The sequence below is a fragment of the Cohnella hashimotonis genome (assembly GCF_030014955.1).
GTDB classification, from domain to species: Bacteria; Bacillota; Bacilli; order Paenibacillales; family Paenibacillaceae; genus Cohnella; species Cohnella hashimotonis.
Genome location: NZ_JAGRPV010000001.1, coordinates 4,945,046 through 4,963,410 on the forward strand (window position 1 = coordinate 4,945,046; position 18,365 = coordinate 4,963,410).

Consider the following 18,365-nt stretch of genomic DNA (forward strand, 5'->3'; position numbering starts at 1 on the left):
CCTCTCTAGCGTTCGATCAGCTGCGCCGGAGAACGGGCGCCCGCATAAAGGCTGCGCAGGCGTTCCATATCCTCCGGCACGATCGGCAGCCCCGAGTGATCCAGCACGACGTTCATGTAGGGCTTTCTCTCTTTCAGCAGCCCGAACAACAGCCCGTAGTCGACTTCGCCCGTGCCCGGCGGCACCGCACGCTTGCGGCCTTCCTCGAGCACGAAGTCCTTGGCGTGCACGAGCTCGATCCGGTCGCCGAACAGCTCGAAGGAGCGCCGGATCATGGCGGCCTGGCCATCGATGTTGTCCGCCGACAGCAGATTCGCGGGATCGAAGACGATATGCAGATGGCTCGAGCCGACATCGGCGATCATGCGGGCGAGCTTGTCCGGGCTGTTCGCGACGAAGGAGGTGACGCCCTCGATGCCAAGCTTGACGCCGAACGTTTCGGCTTCGCGGACCAGCTCGCGCAGACCGCTCACGCACAACTCGTACGCAGCCTCGCCGTGGTTGTCGGGATGCCAGGAGAAGTCGGCGTTCAACGAGCCGGTCTCCGTGCTCACCATGCCGCAGCCGAAATCCCGGGCGTACCGGATTCGTTCCTTGAAAAGTTCGAGCTGTCGCCTTCGCAGCGCGGGGTCGGGATGAATCGGATTAATGTAGCATTCGATCGACGCAATCTGCACGCCCCGCTCGCGGAAGGCATCGCCGATATGCCGGGCCATGCCGGCGCTTAATCTTCCGTAGCCCGTATCGATGGAAGTCAGCGTTTCCGGCAGCGACAGCTGTATGGACGAAAAGCCCATCTCCGCCGTCTGCCGCGCGAATTCATGCGCCGACTGCCCGTTTTCCAGACAGCGTGCGCTAATACCGAGTCTCAACATGCCGATCGCCCCTCTTCGTTTAAAAGTCGATTTTCTCGCTGCGGATCGCTCGCCGGATCGAGCTCGCGGATGGCTTCTCCGCGTTCCAGCCAGGCGATCTCGCCGGCCGTAAAATCTTCGTCCGCCGCGATGGCGTTGTCGACCATCCGGTCCGCGCGCTCGCTTGCCGCGATGGCATAGGCATCGAGCAGACCGTTCGCAGCCAGGCTCGACACATAGCGTAGCGCGACCTGGGCCACGGTTAGCCCCTTGTGCTCGGCCATGGCGAAGGCGCGGGCCAGGCGAGCGACGTTCCCGTCGCTGACCCAGGCATCGACGCTCCAGTCCGGAAGCGCGCCCGCCGCCAGTCGTGCCGGCAGCAGCGCCGGCGTCAGGCTGCCGTCAAGGAAACCGGCGCCGAGCACGGAATAGCCGATAACGGCGATGCCATTGTCGCGGTACCACGCCCTGGCAGTCTGCCCGGCATCTCCGCCGATGCCGGGACAATCGCGCCACCAGTGGATCTCCGTCGCCTGCCGCTCGAGCAGCGACAGCTGCGGGCCGGACACGGCGAAGGGCCGAAGCCCGTGGCGCTCCGCGTACGCGTTCGCCTCCCCGACACGCGCGTGCGACCAGTTCGAAGCGCCGTACGCGCCGATTCGCCCGGCCTCCCAGTGGCCGTGCAGCGCCTCGACGATCGGGCCGACCTCCGCCCCCGGATCGTCCCGGTGGAGCAGGAAAAGGTCGACGAAGCCGGCGTCCAGATCGTTCAGCGAAGCGCGCAGATCCGCCTCCAAGTCGCGAGGCGTCATGCGCTTCCCTCCGAGCCCGTCCATGCAGCCTTTGGCCAGCACGGCGACCCGCTCCCGGTTGCCTCGCGACTGCATCCAGCGGCCGATCAGCCGATCGGTTCCTCCTTCATAATAGGATCGCGCCGTATCCCACACCGTGTAGCCCGCCTCGAAGCAAGCGTCGAAATGCGCGAAGCAGGCGCCCTCGTCCTCGAAGCCGCGCGCGCCGACGACCAGACGGGACAACGGCTTGTCCACGCCCGCGATCGTTCCGTATCTCATCGGTCCGTCCTCCTTTCGTTCCGCCGGATTTTATACGACCTCGCTTAACGGCTCGCGCTGCGAACGGCGCGTCTGCGCGGCTTCCCTCAATTCGTGCCTATGCTCGAAAATTTTATTGGCGGCGTCCGCAAGCCTGCGGCGGTCGGCCGCGCCGAGCAGCAGCATCGTATGCGAGAAGTTGATCGCCTCCTCCGCGAACGCCCGCTCGCTGACGGGCAGCTCGAAGCGCGAAGGATCGATGGCCCGCCAGTACGCGTCGGACAGCTTGTGGGTATTCTTGTTGCGAGGATTGTAAAACGGGCTGGCGTTGAGCGGCTCGTAGACGTTCGAGCAGTTCAAAGTCCCCTCCAGCTCCGCGACCAACGCCGCCATGAACGCCTCCTTCGGAATGCCGTCCCACGCTTCGCGGTCGTATCTGACCGTAAGGCAGTAGTAGGATTGCTTCGTGATATTCGGACTGCGGTACAGCGGCCGCAAGCCCGGCAGCTCGGACAAGGCGCGCTCCAGCTCGAGGGCGTTGCGGTCGCGCTCCGCGTTCTGCGTCTCCAGCCGGTCCAACTGCGCGATCAAAATCGCCGCCTGAAATTCCGTCATGCGGTAATTGCCGCTGTGCATGACAGGCGCGCCCGCACGCGCGTCGCGTCCGCACATCTTGAGCGATTGCAGCAGATCGGCGAGCCCTTGGCTGTTCGTCGTCAGGAACCCGCCCTCGCCGGCATTGATGATCTTGGAGGACTGGAAGCTGAACGAGCCGACGCTGCCGATGGAGCCGACCGGCCTTCCCTTCCATTCGGAGCCGTGCTGGTGCGCGCAGTCCTCGACGACATGCAGGCGATAACGGTCCGCCAGACGCATGATGGCATCCATGTCGGCGATGCGCCCGTACAAATGGACCGGGATAATCGCCCGCGTGCGCGTCGTGACTGCCGCCTCGATCGCACGCGGATCGATCGTGTAGGTATCGGGCTCGACGTCGACCAGCACCGGCACGGCATTGACGTCCAGCACGGCCGTCGCGGTCGCCTGCCACGTCAGTCCGGGAACGATCACCTCGTCTCCCGGGCCGATGCCGAGCGCTTCCAGCGCCAGCTTCAGCGATACCGTGCCGTTGGCCACCGCTACGCCGTAGCCGGTTCCGCAAAAGCGGGCAAACGAAGCTTCGAATTCCTGCTCTTTCGGCCCAAGGAACCCCCAGTTGCCGCTGCTCACCACATCCGCCACCAGCTCCAGCTCGCGCTTGCCGAATATCGGCCACGCGGGTACGTTCAGCGCGCCGACCGCCGCGCCGCCGTGAATCGCCAGCTTGCTCATCCTGCATCCTCCTCGTCCTTAATTAAGGTTCCGTCATTGAACAAGAGCTCGACAAGCACGCTGCCGGTCACGATGACATCGCCGGACCCGATGCCAGGAATGCGGTTCAGGACGACGACGATTCCCGCGCCGTATGCGCCCTCCGCGCGGATCGACAGCTTGTCCCCCTCCAACGCGGCCTCCAGGCATACTTCGTTGCCCAGGTCGTCCGCGAAGCGGTATTGCAGCCTGTCCGTCAGATGAACCCAGAATACGAGCCGGCGATAGCCTTCCATCCCGTTGCCGACCGGGCCGAACAGACGTCCGTCGTCCCCCAGGTTAAGCGGGACGACGGAGTCGGCCCGCTGGTATACGGGGATTTGCCCGATGCCCGCCTCCCGCTCCAGCATCGCGCCGCCCGATACGGTCTCCCCGCTGAAAAAATCCATCCAGTCGCCCTTTGGCAGATACAAGCGCTTGCTTGTCGCTCCCTCCTCCAGCACCGGGGCGACGAGCAGCGACTCGCCGAACATATACTGCTCCCATATCCGCGCGCACGCCGGATCTTCAGGATGGCTCAGGAACATTGCGCGCATCATCGGCAGGCCGGTCGCGCTGCTCGCGAGCGCCTGCTCGTAGCAGTAAGGCACCAGGTTCATGCGCAAGTCCATATACCGTTTGAATTGGATCAGCGCGAGCCTCGACCCGGTGCGCTCGGCGACGTTCCAGGGCGTCCGGTCGTACGTTTTTTTCTCCATCGATTCCGAGTGAAGCTGGACGATCGGACAGAAGACGGACATCTGCGTCGAACGAATATAGAGCTCCGCATTCGGGATCTCCCCGCTGAAGTTGCCCAGATCCCAGCCCCAGAAAGGGATGCCCGACAGACCCGCGCTAAGGCCTGCGCGCACGGCATCCCGGAAGGCAGGAAAGGTCGACAGATCGTCTCCCGCCCAGTGAACCGGCAGCCGCTGCGCCCCCTGGCAGCCTGCCCGGCTGAACGTGACGCCCCCGCCCGGCCGGTCCGCGACCGATCGGTAATACGCTTCGGCGAAGGCGTTGGGGTACGCGTTGCGCATCTCTTCCTCGGTCTTGCCGTTCGCGAACAGCAGCCCCTCGTCGAGGATGCATTCGCCCCCGTCGGTCTTGTAGCCGTCGATGCCGATCTCCGATACGAGATATTCGCGCTTCTCCATCCACCAGTCCCGTGCCTTGGGATTCGTGAAGTCCGGCAGCAGGCTGTGCCCGAACCAATAAAAGTGGCTGCGGTACGGGCGCCCGTCCCGGTAGCGGACATGGTAGTCCCTCTCGAGCATCGTCCGTTCGTCGGCATCCCGCTGCGCGTTGCTCACGCTGCCGAAGTACATCTGGTACGGCGCCTGCCAGAGCAGGACGCGTACGCCCGCTTCGTGCAGCTCCCGCACCATCCGCTTCGGGTCGGGCCACTTGCCCGCCGGGTCGAACGCGAAGTCCGCGTAGCGGAACGCCTCCTCGCCCGACTTCACTTCGTACTGCGCGCCGTTAAAAATATAAAACGTCGCCTCGTCGCTCCACTGCTCGAGGATGATCGCCCCGACCGGCACGCCGTGCGTCTTCGCCAGCGCGAACTGCTCGCGGACGTCTCGCTCGCTGTCCCAGCTGTTGCTGGAGATCCACAGTCCGAAGCACCACTTGGGCGGCAGCGCCGGCATGCCGGTCAAGCCGGCGTATTCGCGCAGCGTCTCCCCCGGTCCGCCGTCGAACAGGTACATCGACAGCTGCTCGGCGCCTTCGGGCCATCCGACCTCCGCCTCCGTCCGATCCGGCTTGCGGGAACCGAATCTCAGCTTCACCGCCGCGGTCGTATCGGCGTAAAAACCGTAGCCGGCCGAGCTGACGAACATCGGGACGGGCAGATACGTTTTGAGCCCGTGGTTTTTGTATTTGTTGTAGACGCTGCAGTCGACCTCGCGTCCGCTTAGCTCCAGATGGGAGAAGCGCTCGCCCGTGCCGAAGAAGGATTCGTCTCCCTGCTTCGCAAACCCGATCCGCAGCTTGCGCGCCCGTCCGTCTCTGCCGGCCAGCAGCGCGATGTCGGCCCATTCGCCGTCCGCCGCGCCGCCGAACAGACGGGCAAGGCTTCCCAGGCTACGCGCCAGCGTATCCGTCGTCCCGCCATCCGGCTTGGCGGAATCCTTGGCCGCCGTCTCCGCCGTATCCGCCGCATCCGCCTCATCCGCATCGATCCAGCTGGCGGCCGCCTCCCCGGCGATCGTTTCTTCGGCCAGCGCGAACGACAAGCGGACCGACCATGCGCTATGACGCTTTATGCGCAGACAGGGGATACCGCGGAGGCTGCCGGCGCGTTCGAACAGAACGAGCAGCCCGGCCGCGTCTTCGCGCACATCTGTCATGCGCAGCCGGTGCCAGCGCAGCACGTCGAAGCCGTAGCTGCCAGAGCGCGCGATCTCGTTGTCGAACCGCGCCTCGAATTCGTAATTGACCCTCCTTCCATCCTGGAATGAACCGATGCTAGCCTCCCAGTATCGTTCGCCGTCGGGCGAAGCCGCGAGCCGCATCGGGTATTCCTGCGGTGCCTCGCCTTCGACATGACGGATTACGCATACATGCTGGTCGGCGTGAAAAGGAATCGTATGCGCCCGGATCCATACTGGCTCGCCCGCCTCGGGATGTCGGGGATCGCGCTCGTAGTTTCGGCTGCTGTAAGGATCGTTTTCGCCAACCGGCTTGTGGAATACGATCGTCCCCCGCTTTTTGCGCATAGGGGCGCTCAGGCGGCATTTCACGATGCTTAGCAGGGCATCCGCGAGATCGGAACGCTCAGGCTCGCTCTTCCGCAGCGTCGCCGCGCTTTGGAGCATTCGCCGTGCGTACGCCTCGTACCCGGCTTCGGCGTAGTACCAGGCAAGCAGCAGCGTAAGGTCTGCCCGCTCCGTCTCTTCGGCGGGATAACGCCGTCTCGAGAAGGAGACGCCATGACCCGACAGCCTTTTCTCCAGCGTATGGATCGTACGCTCCAGATACAGATCGTCCATCCGGACAAGCTTGAACGGCACCGCGATCAGCGCAATATCACCCATGTCTCCGATCATGGCCGGATCGCCTTTGAGTCCAACGTATTCCCCCTCCCGCAGCGCGTATATAAATGCGTACATGCGCATCTCGGCTAACAACGGCTCCAGATCCGCATCCTCCGCATAAGGCCGAATGGCATCGATCGCGCCGTACATGACGGCAATATTCGCCGTGAAGATCCCGACCAGCTTCCGCAATAGCCAGTGCCTGCCCTCCTTGTCCCATCCGCTCCGGATGCGATCGATGCAGAGGCGCACCGCAGCCGGCGGATAGGCTTCTTCGTCGTGCCGCCCCTCCGCGGCGCGGCACGCGCCGGCGCACCAGAGCCACAACGCCAGATCGACCGTATCGTTCACCCCGCCGCCGATATCGCCGGACAGCTCGCGCACCCAGCGCTTTGCTTCGGCGATCCGGCCCTCCAGCAGCCAGGCGTAGCAGGCGAAGGCTTGTCCGCCAAGACCGACCATCGTCTCGTTCATCGCGTCAGTCCTCCAGCGCGGCCAGCGCCCTGGCGATATCGGACGCGTCGATGTCGTTGGTCATTACGACTTCGCCGAGCCGCCGGCCCGGCAGCACGTAGTGCAGATTGCCGTCGCGCACCATGCGAATGACCGTTACCGCCTCCCAGATTCGCTCGACCGGCACCCGGGTCCGGACAGGAAGCCCGAGCGCCCGGATCAAAGCAACGATGCGTTCGCCTGTCGCAGCCGGACAGACACCCTTATCCACGGCGATGCGTGCGGCGACCGCCATGCCGACAGCGACCGCTTCGCCGTGCCGCATGCGTCCGTAACCCTCTTCCTTTTCCACCGCGTGGCCGACGGTATGGCCGAAGTTCAGCGGCCTGCGCAGATCGGCCTCGTAAGGATCGCCCGACAGCAGCTCCACCTTCAGCAGCGAGGTGCGGTTGATAATGACGGCAAGCGTCTCGGTATTTCGAGCCAAAATGGCGGATACGCCGCGCTCGATCGTCCCGAACAGCGCCTCGTCCGCGATGACGGCCGTCTTGACCACCTCCGCCATGCCCGAACGCAAATCGCGGTCGGACGACGTAAGCAGCACGGAAGGGTCCGTATAGACGAACGCAGGATGGTGAAACGCGCCGACCAGGTTTTTGCCTGCCGGATGATTGACCGCCACCTTGCCCCCGATCGCGCTGTCCACCTGCGCCAGCAGCGACGTCGGCACGTTGATATAGGGAACCCCTCTCAAGTAGGTTGCGGCGATAAAGCCGACCGTATCGATCACCATGCCGCCGCCGAAGGCGATCAGCACCGTCCGCCGCCTCGCCCGCAGGTCCAGGAGCTGCCGGTAAACTTTGTTTGCGGTATGGAGCGACTTGGTCCGCTCTCCTGCCGGCAATACGATGACGTCCGCGGGAATGCCCGCTTCGCCGAGAGACGCCGCGACCTTGTCTCCGTGCATCGTCCATACGTTGCGGTCGCTGATGACGACTGCGGACACGGCCCCGAACGCTTCTCGCAACTCCGCCCCGAGTCTCGCGACAAGTCCGTCCCGGATACGAATCTTGTACCTGTCCGTCCTGGGAACGGTCACCGCAATATCGGCTGTCTCTGCTACGCTCGAAATCATCATAAATCTCCTCCTTCGTTTCATTTAATAAGCCGGCATCGGCAACTGTATGACGAACAGATGGATTTCGTCGCATCCGCAGTTATGCAGACTGTGCGTCGAACCGTCCGGATTCAGGATCAGGTCGCCCTCTTTGACGGCAAATCGGCTTGCGCCGACCTGCATGCTGCCACGTCCTTTCAAGATCAAATACAATTCCTCGTTCCCCCGATGCCGGTGCGCTCCGATGGCGCTGCCCGGAGGTACGACGGCATAATCGATAAAATCAACCGGCGCGCCGAAATCCTCGTTCGTGCACACTCTGGCAAACTCCATCGGACCTTCCCCGTCATGCATGCCGATCACCCGCTTGCGTTTTGCTTCGTAAATATTGCGCAATAGCAATCATCATCACCTCCTTTAAATAGTTTGAATATTCAGACTTATCCATCTCAAAGAAACCTCGAGCATGCAAAACCTCTGTTGGAGGCACCCGGATGCATTCTCGAGGCTGTATCATCATGTTGAAGTTAAAGCGGCGAGTTTTTAATCTTTGGCGGCAATCGTCTCCAGCGGCTGCACGTTCCCGAACCGAGGCGCCGCGCCCCGCTCGTCCGCGGTCCAGCGGACGGCGTTCGCGATCACGCGAAGCACGTGCTCGTCGTAATAAGTCGGATAGGTCTCGTGTCCGGGGCGGAAATAAAAGATTTTGCCGTTCCCCCGGCTGTATGCGCACCCGCTGCGGAACACCTCTCCTCCCTCGAACCAGCTTACCAGCACCAGTTCGTCCGGGTCCGGCACGTCGAAAAATTCGCCGTACATTTCTTCCTTTGCCAGTTCGAAAAAAGGCGGCAGCCCCGCCGCGATCGGATGCGAAGGCTTCACGACCCACAGCCGCTCCTTCTCGTCGGCTTCCCGCCACAGCAGCGCGCAGGAGGTACCCATCAGCCGCTTGAATATTTTGGAGTAGTGTCCCGAGTGCAGCACGATCAGCCCCATGCCCTCCAGCACGCGCCGTTGTACCCGGTCAACGATCGCTTCGTCGACCTCGTCATGCGCGCGATGCCCCCACCAGACGAGCACGTCCGTACGCGCCAGCACGTCCACAGGCAGACCATGCTCCGGCTCGTCCAGCGTCGCCGTTCCGAGCTCGAACCCGTAGGGTGCGAGCCCCTCGCGCAGCGCCTCGTGAATGCCGGCGGGATAGACGCGCTGCACGGCAGGATCCGATCGCTCGTGCCGAAATTCGTTCCAGATCGTCACGCGCGGCGTTGCTTGCTTCATGTTCCTTCCTCCTCGCTCCGGTTATCCAACTCATCGACTCGCACGGACCGCCGCTCTTGGCTCGACCGTACGACCGCCTCCAGAATTTTCTGGTTCATATAGCCGTCGTGAAACGTGGGCAGCTCTTCGCGGATATGGCCCCGCACCAGATCGACGAAATCCTGCATTTGCGCCAGCTTGTATCGGGCCGGCACGGCGATCCGTTCCCGAACCTCGCTGCCTTCCGCATTCCGGTGGACCCAGGTGAGATAATCGCCCTGATCCCAGTTCATATGAAGCGTGCCGGTGTCGCCGTACACGGCGATCTCAAACTGATTTTGCGAGCCGAAGGCGTTGCGCGACGTTTGAAAAACGGCGGGGATGCCAGGTTCAAGCAAAGCGGTGAACGCGGCGAAGTCGTCGATATCGACGTCTATCATCGTCCCGGTCGCGGGATCCTCCCGCTGTCCGATGAGGTTGCGCATGAGCGACGCGACTTCGACCGGTTCGCCGACCAGGAAGCGGGCCGCGTCGATCATATGCGAGCCCAGATCGCCCAGCGTCCCGGTCCCCGTGATCGACCGGTCCAGCCGCCAGTTCATTTTGGTCCCGAACGGCGTGCCGCCCCATTGCTGCAAATATTGGACGAACAGATGCCGCACCGGACCGATCCGGCCCTCGCGGATCCACTCGCGGGCCATCCGGAACGCGGGAACGTAGCGGTAGGAAAAGCCGACCATGCAGGGCGTCGGATTCGACGCTGCCAGACGCTTCAGGCTTGCCGCTTCTTCGTACGTCCGCGTGAACGGCTTCTCGGTCATGAGCGGCTTGCCGTGCGTCAGGCACAGCCGAATAATCTCGTAGTGCGCGTCGTTCGGCGTGATGGACAGCACCGCGTCCACCTGCGGGTCGCGGATGAGCGACTCCGCGTCCGCATGGCGCGACGCTGCATCGATACCGTGACGCTCCGCCCATTCGGCGACTTTGGCGGCGTCCTGATCGCAGACGGCGGCCAATCGTACGCCCGCGATGCCGGCGAGCTGCCCGATATGGACCGCCGCCATGCCGCCAAGTCCGATCAGTCCCAACTTTACGGTTGTCATGCCGTGAATCTCTCCTTTGTCCGGGGACCGATCACTTGATGCCGGTCATCGTAATGCCTTTAATGAAGTAACGCTGCGCGAACAGGAACACGATAAAGATCGGTACGAAGCTGACGACGTTGCCGGCCATCAGCAGGTTCCACTCCGTCGACCACTGCCCCTGCAGCTTGCTGAGACCCAGGGGCAGCGTCATCAGCTCTTTGCTGTTGACGGCGATGAGCGGCCACAGGAAGTTGTTCCAGGAGCTCATGAACGCGAAAATGGACAGCGCGGACAGCGTCGGCTTGACGAGCGGGACGATCACGCTGAAAAACACCCGGTAGTAAGAAGCGCCGTCGATAAAGGCGGCCTCCATCAGCTCGTTCGGAATCGTCATGATGTTCTGCCGAAGCAGGAACGTCCCGTAGGCGCTGAAGATGCCCGGCAAAATGAGCCCCGCGTACGTGTCGATCAGGTCGGTGCGCGAAAACAAAATAAACAAGGGAACGAGCGTTACCTGCGCCGGGATCATCATCGTCGTCAGAAACAGAACGAACAGGCTCTGCCGGCCCCTGAACGCGATCTTGGCGAACACGTATGCCGCCATCGTGCAGATCGCCAGCTGCAGCAGCGTCGTCGCGACGGCCACGAGCGCGCTGTTCGCGAAGAACCGGTAAAGCGGAAAGTAAGCCTCGATCTCGGCGAAGTTGTCGAAATTCCACCTTGAGGGCAACAGTCGCGGAGGCATCGCCACGACCTCGAGATTGTCCTTGAAGGCGCCCGTCAGCATCCAGAGGAACGGGAACGTCAGCGCGACCGCGAGCAGCGCCAGGAACAGATGCGAAGCCAAGTTCGCGACGCGCTTTTTCCTACCTGTCATAGACGACCCACCTCCGTTGGACCTGCTGCAGCACCATCGTCGAAGCCAGGATGATCGCCATCAGCACCCAGGATTGCGCGGAGGCGAAGCCCATTTTGTTGAACTGGAAGGCGTTGCGGTACACCTGCTCGACGATCGTGCTCGTCGCGCCCGCCGGACCTCCGTTCGTCATGATCAGCACCTGGTCGAACAGCTGGAACGAGTTGATAAGCGAGATCGTCACGACAAAATAGAGCGTCGGTGACAGCATCGGAACCGTAATCCGCCACAGTTTGCTCCAGGCGGACGCGCCGTCGAGCTCTGCCGCTTCGTAATAATCCTCCGAGATGTCTTGCAGACCCGCCAGCAGGATGATGGACACGAAGCCGATGTCCTTCCAGAGCGTCACCAGGATGATCGCGACCATGGCCCACAAATCGTCCTGCAGCCAGATCGGCCCTTGAATGCCGACCATCGACAGCAAATAATTGATGAGTCCGCTCTGTCCGTTCAGCAGCCAGCGCCAGACGATCGATACGGCGACCCAGGACGTGATGACGGGCACGAACACGGCCGCCCGATACAGCTTCACGCCGCGAATCGGCCGGTTGAGCAGCACCGCGAGCAGCGTGCCGAGCACGACGATCGACGGCAGGTAGCCGAGGAGGAATACGAAGACGTTGCGAATCGCGGTGTAGGACTTTTCCTCTCTGAACACCTGCGAGTAGTTGTCCCAGCCGATGAAATTCATCTTCGTCCAGTGCGTCAGCAGATCCCAATCGGTGAAGCTGATGATGATCGACGATACCATCGGCAGCAATTGGAACGCCAGCAAGCACAGCAAGGCGGGCGTTAAAAAGACGATAGCAGCCGTCCGGCGGCTCCACTTGCGCTGTCCGACCATGCCACCCTTTCCTTTCCGTCAGGCGGGGAGGGAAGGCCGCCGCCCGGCGGCCTTCTCGTCTCCTGATTGTTGTGAAAAATCTACTTCACGAGCGCTTCGACCTTTTTCTGCGCCGCGTCGAGCGCCTCCTGCGCAGTGGAGCGGCCGAGCTTCGCTTTGTCGAGCTGTTCGCCGACGGCGGCCGTGAATTCGCCCCATTTCTCAGGCTTGGGACCGACAGGCGGCAATACGAGCGAATCCAGCGCATCGGTCACGACCTGCTTCGATTCCGGCGGCTTCTGCTTGTAGTAAGCGTCCAGCACCGCCGGGTCCGTAACGGCCGGGATGCTCCAGCCCGCTTCGATCCGCTTGGACACCGCTTCGGGCGCGCTTGTGAAAAACTTCAGGAAACGCCAGGCCGCATCGGCGTTCTTGGTCGTCTTCGCTGCCACGAGGCCGTCCGCGAAGAAGTGATGCGCCTTCTGCGTCTTGCCCGGCTCCAGCGCGATATCCCAATTAAACTTCGCTTCGCTGAACTTGGCGAAGTTCCAGATACCGAATCGGGCCATCGCCAGCTTGCCGTTCACGAAAGCATTCAGATCCGCATCAGGCTGGTTGAACGTATCGTCGTTAAGCGGCGGCGACACCTTGTATTTGGAAGCTTTGTCGAGCATCCACTGCAGCGCCTCCACGTTGGCCGGGCTGTTCAGCGTCGGCTGGCCGTCCGCGCTCCATACGCCGCCGCCGTTCTGGGCGATCGTCTTGTAAAACTCGTAGAATTGGATCGGCGCGTACGTGCCCCAAATGCCCTTCTTGGCGTCGGTCAGCTTCTGAGCGGCTTCCAGCTCTTCCTTCCAGGTCCAGGACGCGTCCGGATATTTGAGGCCCTTGGCGTCGAAAAGATCCTTGTTGTAGAACAGCACGACATCGGAGAAGCTCTCAGTCACGCCCATCTGCTTGCCGTTGTAGTTAAACGCATCATAGGCAAGCTTTTTGTAGACGTCCGGATTAAACGAGCTGTCCGCCGCGATGGAAGGCGTGAGATCGAGCAACTGGTCCTTCGCCGCGTAAGTCAGGAAATTCTCGTAGCCGACCTCGAACAGGTCCGGCGCGCTGCCGCTGGCCAGCAGCGTATTCAGCTTCGTCGTGTAGTCCGCGTACGGGACGACCTCATACTCAACCTTGATGTCGGCATTGGCCGCCTGGAAGGCGTCGATCATTGCCTTCAGCGTCTGTTCCTGGCCGGAGGCGGTGTACGTCATCAGCTTGAGCGTGACGGGATCTTTGGCCGAAGGGGCCGGAGAATCGGACGGCGCGGCCGTAGCCGATGCCGATGGAGACGCTTGCGGCGAAGCCGCAGAAGGACTTGCCGTGTTATTCTCTTTGTTTGCGCCGCAGGCGCTGAGCACGATCGTCGTGCCGAGCAGCAGCAGAGCCCCGCTTTTGGTCCGCAATGATACCCTCTCCTTTTGAATAGGAACGCTTAAAATGGATGATTATGACCAATCGATCGACAGATCGAATTGTCGGCGGAAGCGCCGACTTGATCACCTCCAGGCATCGTTTACCGGCATGTAACCGCATTCATATGAATTGAGAAACGGGCCGGCCAAGCCCTCGTTCCCGCCCCGACGCGTGCGCGTTCAGCTCGGCGAGAGCCGCTGCACCGTCTGCCTTATCGCCATCTCCAGCCGTGTCACGCTGGGATCGTCCGCCAGCGCTTCCTCGCCTTCCTCGATCGCCTTGAGCAGCCGCCCCGCCGCCATCTCGCCTCTGGCCACGATGTTCTGCCGGACCGTCGTGAGCGGCGGATTGCACATGCGGGCGACGGGTATATCGTCGAAGCCGACGACCGATACGTCGTCAGGCACCCGCTTGCCCGCATCGGAGAGCCCCCGCAGCACGCCTAGCGCGACGAGGTCGCTCGAAGCGAACACCGCCGTAATCTCGGGATGCCCGGCCGCGATCGCGGCCGCCGCCTCCTGCCCGTACTCGTAGCTGACCGAATGCTCGAACACATAATCCGAGTTGTAGAACAGGCCGGCTTCCTTGAGCGCGCGCTTGTAACCGAGGAATCTCTTTTCGACGACGCCGTCTTTGCGGATCAGTCCCGTTACCAGCGCGATGTTCGTATGCCCGTTGTCGATGAGCAGCTTGGTCGCCATGTAGCCGCCGGCCTCGTCGTCGATCGATACGGTCTGGAAATAGCTGTCGTTCACGTAGCTGTCGATCAGCACGATCGGCACCTTGACCCGCTTCAGGTCGTCGTAGAAACTCTCCTGATAGATGCCCATGATGATCGCGCCGTCCAGGTTGCGCTGCATCGACGTATCCAGATAGCCTTCGCCTTTGTCGACGCCCGAGAGAATCATGTGGTAGCCGGACTGGCGAAGTCTGGCTTCGATGCCGCACACGAGCTCCGAGTAGAACGGATTTTGCAGCAGCAGCTGCTTCTGGTCCTCCGTCTGGGGGATCACGACGCCGATCAGCTTCGATCGGGTGCCCGCCAGGCTTCTAGCCGAGAAGTCGGGAATGTAGTTCAACTCTTCGACCGCGCGGCGAACCTTGGACGCGGTCTCCTGCGACACCTTGCCTTCCCGGCCGTTCAGTACGTAGGACACGGCCGCCGTGGATACGCCTGCGCGCTCCGACACGTCACGAATAGTAATGCGTTTCAATGGGGTCACCTTCTGCGGGCTGTTGCCAATCCGTTTATTTTGACTTACTTTAAGCGTTTAACCTTACAATGTGATTATATGAAGGATTGTTAGCGATTTCAAGCGTTATTTTATAAAAAAATACCATCATTTAAGTTAAACGCTTTAACTAAATCGGCATATTCGCTTAAAAATAGGACAAAAATGCTCCGCAAACATTTGATCCTCCACCATATCGCGCACAAGCTGCTCTATACTGCGCATTCGCGGCACGAACCTTGGTTAAGAGATGCTAGTGGGAGCTACTTGGCGGAACTGCAACGTCGAACGAAGCGAAGAAGTTCCAGATAGAACTAGATGGCGGGGGCGAGACGCAAGTCGAGGCGATGAAGTCCCAGATAGGACTACATAGCGGGGCCGAGGTGCAAATCGAGGCGATGAAGTTCCAGATAAGACTACATGGCGGGGGGCGAGGCGCAAGTCGAGGCGAAGAAGTCCCAGATAGGACTACATGGTGGGGCCGAGGCGCAAGTCGAGGCGAAGAAGTCCCAGATAGGACTACATGGCGGGGGCGAGACGCAAGTCGAGGCGATGAATGAAGTCCCAGATAGGACTACATGGCGGGGCCGAGGTGCAAATCGAGGCGATGAAGTACCAGATAGGACTACATGGCGAGGCCGAGGCGCAAGTCGAGGCGATGAAGCTCCAGATAGGACTACTTAGCGGGAGTGCTATCTCTCCAGCCACGAAAAACGGGACGAAGCAGGTCCCCCCGCTTCATCCCGTTAACGTTAACCATTTCAGACATTTCTACCCTGCAGCGGCAGCCACGCCAGCACGCGCTGGATATGCTCGTCCCAGTAGCCCCAATTATGATCGCCGGGCCCCTCCTCGTAATCGAGCGCGATCCCGAGCGATCGGACATGGTCGCGGAATCGGACGTTTTGCGAGTAGAGAAAGTCCTCCGTGCCGCAGCACTGATACAGCTTGGGCAGCGAGACGCCTGCGGCGGCTGCCCGCTCCGCGAGCGCGAACAGGTCGTCGTCGGAGCCAGCGGCCTCTTCCTTGCTGCCGAAAATCCACTTGTACTCCTTGTCGGCAAGCGGGCTTCCTTCATGATCGAAGGCCAAGATATCCATGGCGCCCGACAGGCTCGCCACAGCCGCGAACTTCTCGGGCGCGCGCAGCCCGAGCTTCATCGCTCCGTAGCCGCCCATCGACAGGCCCGCGGCGAAACTGTCCTCGCGCTTCCCGGAGATCGGGAACAGCGATTGTGCGACATGCGGCAGCTCCTCGCTGACGAACGTCCAGTAATCGAGTCCGCTTTTCATGTTCGTGTAAAAGCTTCTGTGCACCTCCGGCATAACGACCGCGATGCCGTATTCTGCTGAATAACGTTCGACGGACGTGCGCCGCAGCCAGATCGAATGGTCGTCGGACAAGCCATGAAGCAAGTACAGCACCGGATACTTGTCCCCCGATTGCGCGCCGCCCGCTTCCACGCCGATGCCGTAGCTGCGTTCGGGGATGACGACGTTCATGCCGACGTTCAGACCTAGCGTTTGCGCGAAAAAGCTGCATTGAATGAGTGCCATCGAAACTCTCGCCTCCTGCGTATATCAACCTCTACCCTCTACATAGTAGAAGATCGCAGTCCGCGCCGCAAGGAGAGCATCCTGCTTAATAGTAGCCACGCAGATCGACCTTGACGCCCGTCCGCGCGCTGTCGATCGCGCCGAGCACCATGGCCATGCTCCTCACGTTGTCGCGGCAATCGGTCTCCGCCCGCCGCCCCTCCGCCAGGGAGGCGAACATCTCGTCGAGACAGCCGTGATGCCCGGACCGTCCCTGCCATTCAAACGCCGCTTCGACCCGCTCGTAGCCCCGGATGAACTTGCCCTCCTGATCGCCGCCGGCGACGACCTCCGCATAGGGAGCGCCCGCGCCGTCCCAGATCGCCGTTCCGCGCTCGCCGGTCACGCGCCATTGGGATTCCCACGACGTCTGCGCGCCTTCGGCGCACCAGGAGCCTCGGTAGCAGAATACCGAGCCGTCCGACATTTCGAACACGCAGATCGCCGCCGCGTTGCCCGCGTACCAGGAGCCCGGCGGGTTGAATTCGTGGCAATACACCGATACCGGGTCCGCGCCGGTGATGAACCGGGCCTGGTCGAACGTATGAATCGCCATATCCAAAATGAGCGGGCTGTCCATCGCGTCGCGGAAGCCGCCGAAGTGCGCGCCGATGAAGAAGTCCGCGCCGACATAGCCCGTCTTGCCGATCGCGCCGCCCTGCATGAGTCCGCTCAGCGCGCGGATGTTGGCGTCGTAGCGGCGATTCTGCATGACCGCGTAGGACCCGCCCGTCCGATCGGCGATACCGATCAGCTCGCGCGCAGCTTCCATCGTCTCGGCCATCGGTTTTTCGCCGAATACGCTTGCCCCGGCGTTCAACGCGGTACTGCATACCGCGAAGTGGCTCGCGGGTATCGTCACGTCGAACACAAGGTTCGCGCCCGTCTCCGCCAGCGCCTGCGCCAGATCCGTATAGATGCCGCAGCTCAATTCGTACCTGTCCGCCATCGCCTGCGCAAATTCCGCCTTGATGTCCACAAGCCCGACGATCTCAGCGTCCTCGCGCGCCAGCGCGTATTCCACCCAAGTTCTTGCCATGCCGCCGCAGCCCACGACGACGATTCGATATGCGCTCATCCTCGTTCAACGCTCCCTTATACCGGATTCGGCACGAAGTCGCCGCCGCGGCTCCGTTTCAAATAATTCAAAGCATGCACTTGCCCCGTCATCTCCAGCTCGTCCTTGTACACCGGATCGTGCCAGCCTTCAATGTCGATCGTCCCTTGGTAACCGGATTGGCGCAGAATCGTGATGACGTCCGACCAGTTCGTATCGCCGAAGCCCGGCGTGCGGTGCCAGACGAACGGCTTAGGTCCGTGAATGCCATACTCCCGCACGACATCCCAGGCGATCGTCGCGTCCTTGCCGTGAACGTGGAACACGCGGTCAACCCATTTCCGCAGCTGCGGAAGCGGATCGATCAGGCTGACCATCTGGTGCGTAGGCTCCCACTCGAGCCCTATATTGTCCAGCGGAATGCTGTCAAACATCATCTTCCAGGCCGTCGGATTGTGCGCGATGTTCCAGTCGCCCGACCGCCAGTCGCCGCCCATGTCGCAATTCTCGAACGCAAGGCGTACGCCTCGGTCCGCGGCGCGGCGGGCCAGCTCGCCGAACACCTCGGCGAACTTCGGGATCGACGCGTCGATCGGCTCGCCTACCAGTCTGCCCGTAAAACCCGATACGATGTTCGCGCCGAACAAGTGCGCATGGTCGATGAGCCGCTCCCAGCTCGCAAGCGTGTCGGCATTGTCCCCGTGGCCGGTCAGCGGATTGCCGAATACGCTTACAGCTGAGATGACGATGTCCCGGTCCCCGATCGCTTCCCGCACCCGCTTCGCCGTCTCCGCCAGATCGGCGCCGCCGGTCGTCTGCCAGTACGTCAAGTTAAACGATTCAAAGCCGTAAGGCGCGATTTGCGGGATGACCCGCGCAGCGTCGCCGCCACCGACCAACGTGCCGATGCGGATGCCCGTATGCTTGCCGATCGCCGCGCCGCCCTGTTGTCCGCTCATTGAATCCACTCCGATCCTAAGCTATATTGAATGAACTAGGTCGATTATAGCCTTATGCCAGCGCTCGATCTCTATACAATCTTGCGTTTATATAGCCCGATATTGGG

General features: G+C 61.9%; 15 protein-coding genes. All 15 read right to left on the bottom strand.

The window, feature by feature from the left end; translation table 11 throughout:
• Nucleotides 1-5: 5 nt before the first annotated feature.
• The 15 genes from KB449_RS19960 to KB449_RS20030 all read right to left on the bottom strand — a co-directional run bounded on the left by KB449_RS19960 (nt 6) and on the right by KB449_RS20030 (nt 18,258).
• Entirely contained in the window at nt 6-875 is an 870-nt protein-coding gene (locus KB449_RS19960) for a sugar phosphate isomerase/epimerase family protein (protein ID WP_282910036.1), read from the bottom strand.
• Nucleotides 869-1,927: an aldo/keto reductase gene (locus tag KB449_RS19965; RefSeq protein WP_282910037.1), complete on the bottom strand. Its 1,059-nt coding sequence runs from the start codon at nt 1,925-1,927 to the stop codon at nt 869-871. The genes KB449_RS19960 and KB449_RS19965 overlap by 7 nt, the downstream gene beginning before the upstream one ends.
• A 30-nt stretch (nt 1,928-1,957) precedes the next feature.
• Nucleotides 1,958-3,238, bottom strand: a complete 1,281-nt coding sequence (locus KB449_RS19970) for a DegT/DnrJ/EryC1/StrS family aminotransferase (protein WP_282910038.1) — start codon at nt 3,236-3,238, stop codon at nt 1,958-1,960.
• On the bottom strand, nt 3,235-6,771 hold the full coding sequence (locus KB449_RS19975; RefSeq protein WP_282910039.1) for a TIM-barrel domain-containing protein: 3,537 nt from the start codon (nt 6,769-6,771) through the stop codon (nt 3,235-3,237). The genes KB449_RS19970 and KB449_RS19975 overlap by 4 nt, the downstream gene beginning before the upstream one ends.
• Before the next feature lie 4 nt (nt 6,772-6,775).
• Nucleotides 6,776-7,888 (bottom strand): 3-dehydroquinate synthase, encoded by a 1,113-nt coding sequence (aroB, locus tag KB449_RS19980; protein WP_282910040.1) that lies wholly within the window; start codon nt 7,886-7,888, stop codon nt 6,776-6,778.
• A 21-nt stretch (nt 7,889-7,909) separates the two neighbouring features.
• A complete protein-coding gene (locus KB449_RS19985) occupies nt 7,910-8,269 on the bottom strand; it encodes a cupin domain-containing protein (RefSeq protein WP_282910041.1) in 360 nt (119 codons plus the stop codon).
• 141 nt (nt 8,270-8,410) lie between these two features.
• A complete protein-coding gene (locus KB449_RS19990) occupies nt 8,411-9,148 on the bottom strand; it encodes a ThuA domain-containing protein (RefSeq protein ID WP_282910042.1) in 738 nt (245 codons plus the stop codon).
• Nucleotides 9,145-10,230, bottom strand: a complete 1,086-nt coding sequence (locus tag KB449_RS19995) for a Gfo/Idh/MocA family protein (protein WP_282910043.1) — start codon at nt 10,228-10,230, stop codon at nt 9,145-9,147. The genes KB449_RS19990 and KB449_RS19995 overlap by 4 nt, the downstream gene beginning before the upstream one ends.
• A 31-nt stretch (nt 10,231-10,261) precedes the next feature.
• Nucleotides 10,262-11,089 (bottom strand): carbohydrate ABC transporter permease, encoded by an 828-nt coding sequence (locus tag KB449_RS20000; RefSeq protein WP_282910044.1) that lies wholly within the window; start codon nt 11,087-11,089, stop codon nt 10,262-10,264.
• Nucleotides 11,079-11,972, bottom strand: a complete 894-nt coding sequence (locus KB449_RS20005; RefSeq protein ID WP_282910045.1) for a carbohydrate ABC transporter permease — start codon at nt 11,970-11,972, stop codon at nt 11,079-11,081. Before KB449_RS20005 ends, KB449_RS20000 begins: the two co-directional genes overlap by 11 nt.
• Nucleotides 11,973-12,052: 80 nt before the next feature.
• A complete protein-coding gene (locus tag KB449_RS20010; protein ID WP_282910046.1) occupies nt 12,053-13,405 on the bottom strand; it encodes an ABC transporter substrate-binding protein in 1,353 nt (450 codons plus the stop codon).
• 189 nt (nt 13,406-13,594) lie between these two features.
• The gene (locus KB449_RS20015) at nt 13,595-14,629 is read right to left on the bottom strand and encodes a LacI family DNA-binding transcriptional regulator (protein WP_286672228.1); all 1,035 of its coding nucleotides are present in this window, start codon (nt 14,627-14,629) and stop codon (nt 13,595-13,597) included.
• 779 nt (nt 14,630-15,408) lie between these two features.
• The gene (locus tag KB449_RS20020) at nt 15,409-16,203 is read right to left on the bottom strand and encodes an alpha/beta hydrolase (protein WP_282910048.1); all 795 of its coding nucleotides are present in this window, start codon (nt 16,201-16,203) and stop codon (nt 15,409-15,411) included.
• A gap of 85 nt (nt 16,204-16,288) precedes the next feature.
• The gene (locus KB449_RS20025) at nt 16,289-17,320 is read right to left on the bottom strand and encodes a Gfo/Idh/MocA family protein (protein ID WP_282910049.1); all 1,032 of its coding nucleotides are present in this window, start codon (nt 17,318-17,320) and stop codon (nt 16,289-16,291) included.
• A gap of 17 nt (nt 17,321-17,337) precedes the next feature.
• The gene (locus KB449_RS20030; protein ID WP_282910050.1) at nt 17,338-18,258 is read right to left on the bottom strand and encodes a sugar phosphate isomerase/epimerase family protein; all 921 of its coding nucleotides are present in this window, start codon (nt 18,256-18,258) and stop codon (nt 17,338-17,340) included.
• Nucleotides 18,259-18,365 lie beyond the last annotated feature (107 nt).

Excerpts from the sequence above, each read along its gene's own strand:
- KB449_RS19960 (WP_282910036.1), bottom strand. The coding sequence starts at position 875 with ATGTTGAGACTCGGTATTAGCGCACGCTGTCTGGAAAACGGGCAGTCG.
- KB449_RS19965 (WP_282910037.1), bottom strand. The coding sequence starts at position 1,927 with ATGAGATACGGAACGATCGCGGGCGTGGACAAGCCGTTGTCCCGTCTG.
- KB449_RS19970 (WP_282910038.1), bottom strand. The coding sequence starts at position 3,238 with ATGAGCAAGCTGGCGATTCACGGCGGCGCGGCGGTCGGCGCGCTGAAC.
- KB449_RS19975 (WP_282910039.1), bottom strand. The coding sequence starts at position 6,771 with ATGAACGAGACGATGGTCGGTCTTGGCGGACAAGCCTTCGCCTGCTAC.
- aroB (WP_282910040.1), bottom strand. The coding sequence starts at position 7,888 with ATGATGATTTCGAGCGTAGCAGAGACAGCCGATATTGCGGTGACCGTT.
- KB449_RS19990 (WP_282910042.1), bottom strand. The coding sequence starts at position 9,148 with ATGAAGCAAGCAACGCCGCGCGTGACGATCTGGAACGAATTTCGGCAC.
- KB449_RS19995 (WP_282910043.1), bottom strand. The coding sequence starts at position 10,230 with ATGACAACCGTAAAGTTGGGACTGATCGGACTTGGCGGCATGGCGGCG.
- KB449_RS20000 (WP_282910044.1), bottom strand. The coding sequence starts at position 11,089 with ATGACAGGTAGGAAAAAGCGCGTCGCGAACTTGGCTTCGCATCTGTTC.
- KB449_RS20005 (WP_282910045.1), bottom strand. The coding sequence starts at position 11,972 with ATGGTCGGACAGCGCAAGTGGAGCCGCCGGACGGCTGCTATCGTCTTT.
- KB449_RS20020 (WP_282910048.1), bottom strand. The coding sequence starts at position 16,203 with ATGGCACTCATTCAATGCAGCTTTTTCGCGCAAACGCTAGGTCTGAAC.
- KB449_RS20025 (WP_282910049.1), bottom strand. The coding sequence starts at position 17,320 with ATGAGCGCATATCGAATCGTCGTCGTGGGCTGCGGCGGCATGGCAAGA.
- KB449_RS20030 (WP_282910050.1), bottom strand. The coding sequence starts at position 18,258 with ATGAGCGGACAACAGGGCGGCGCGGCGATCGGCAAGCATACGGGCATC.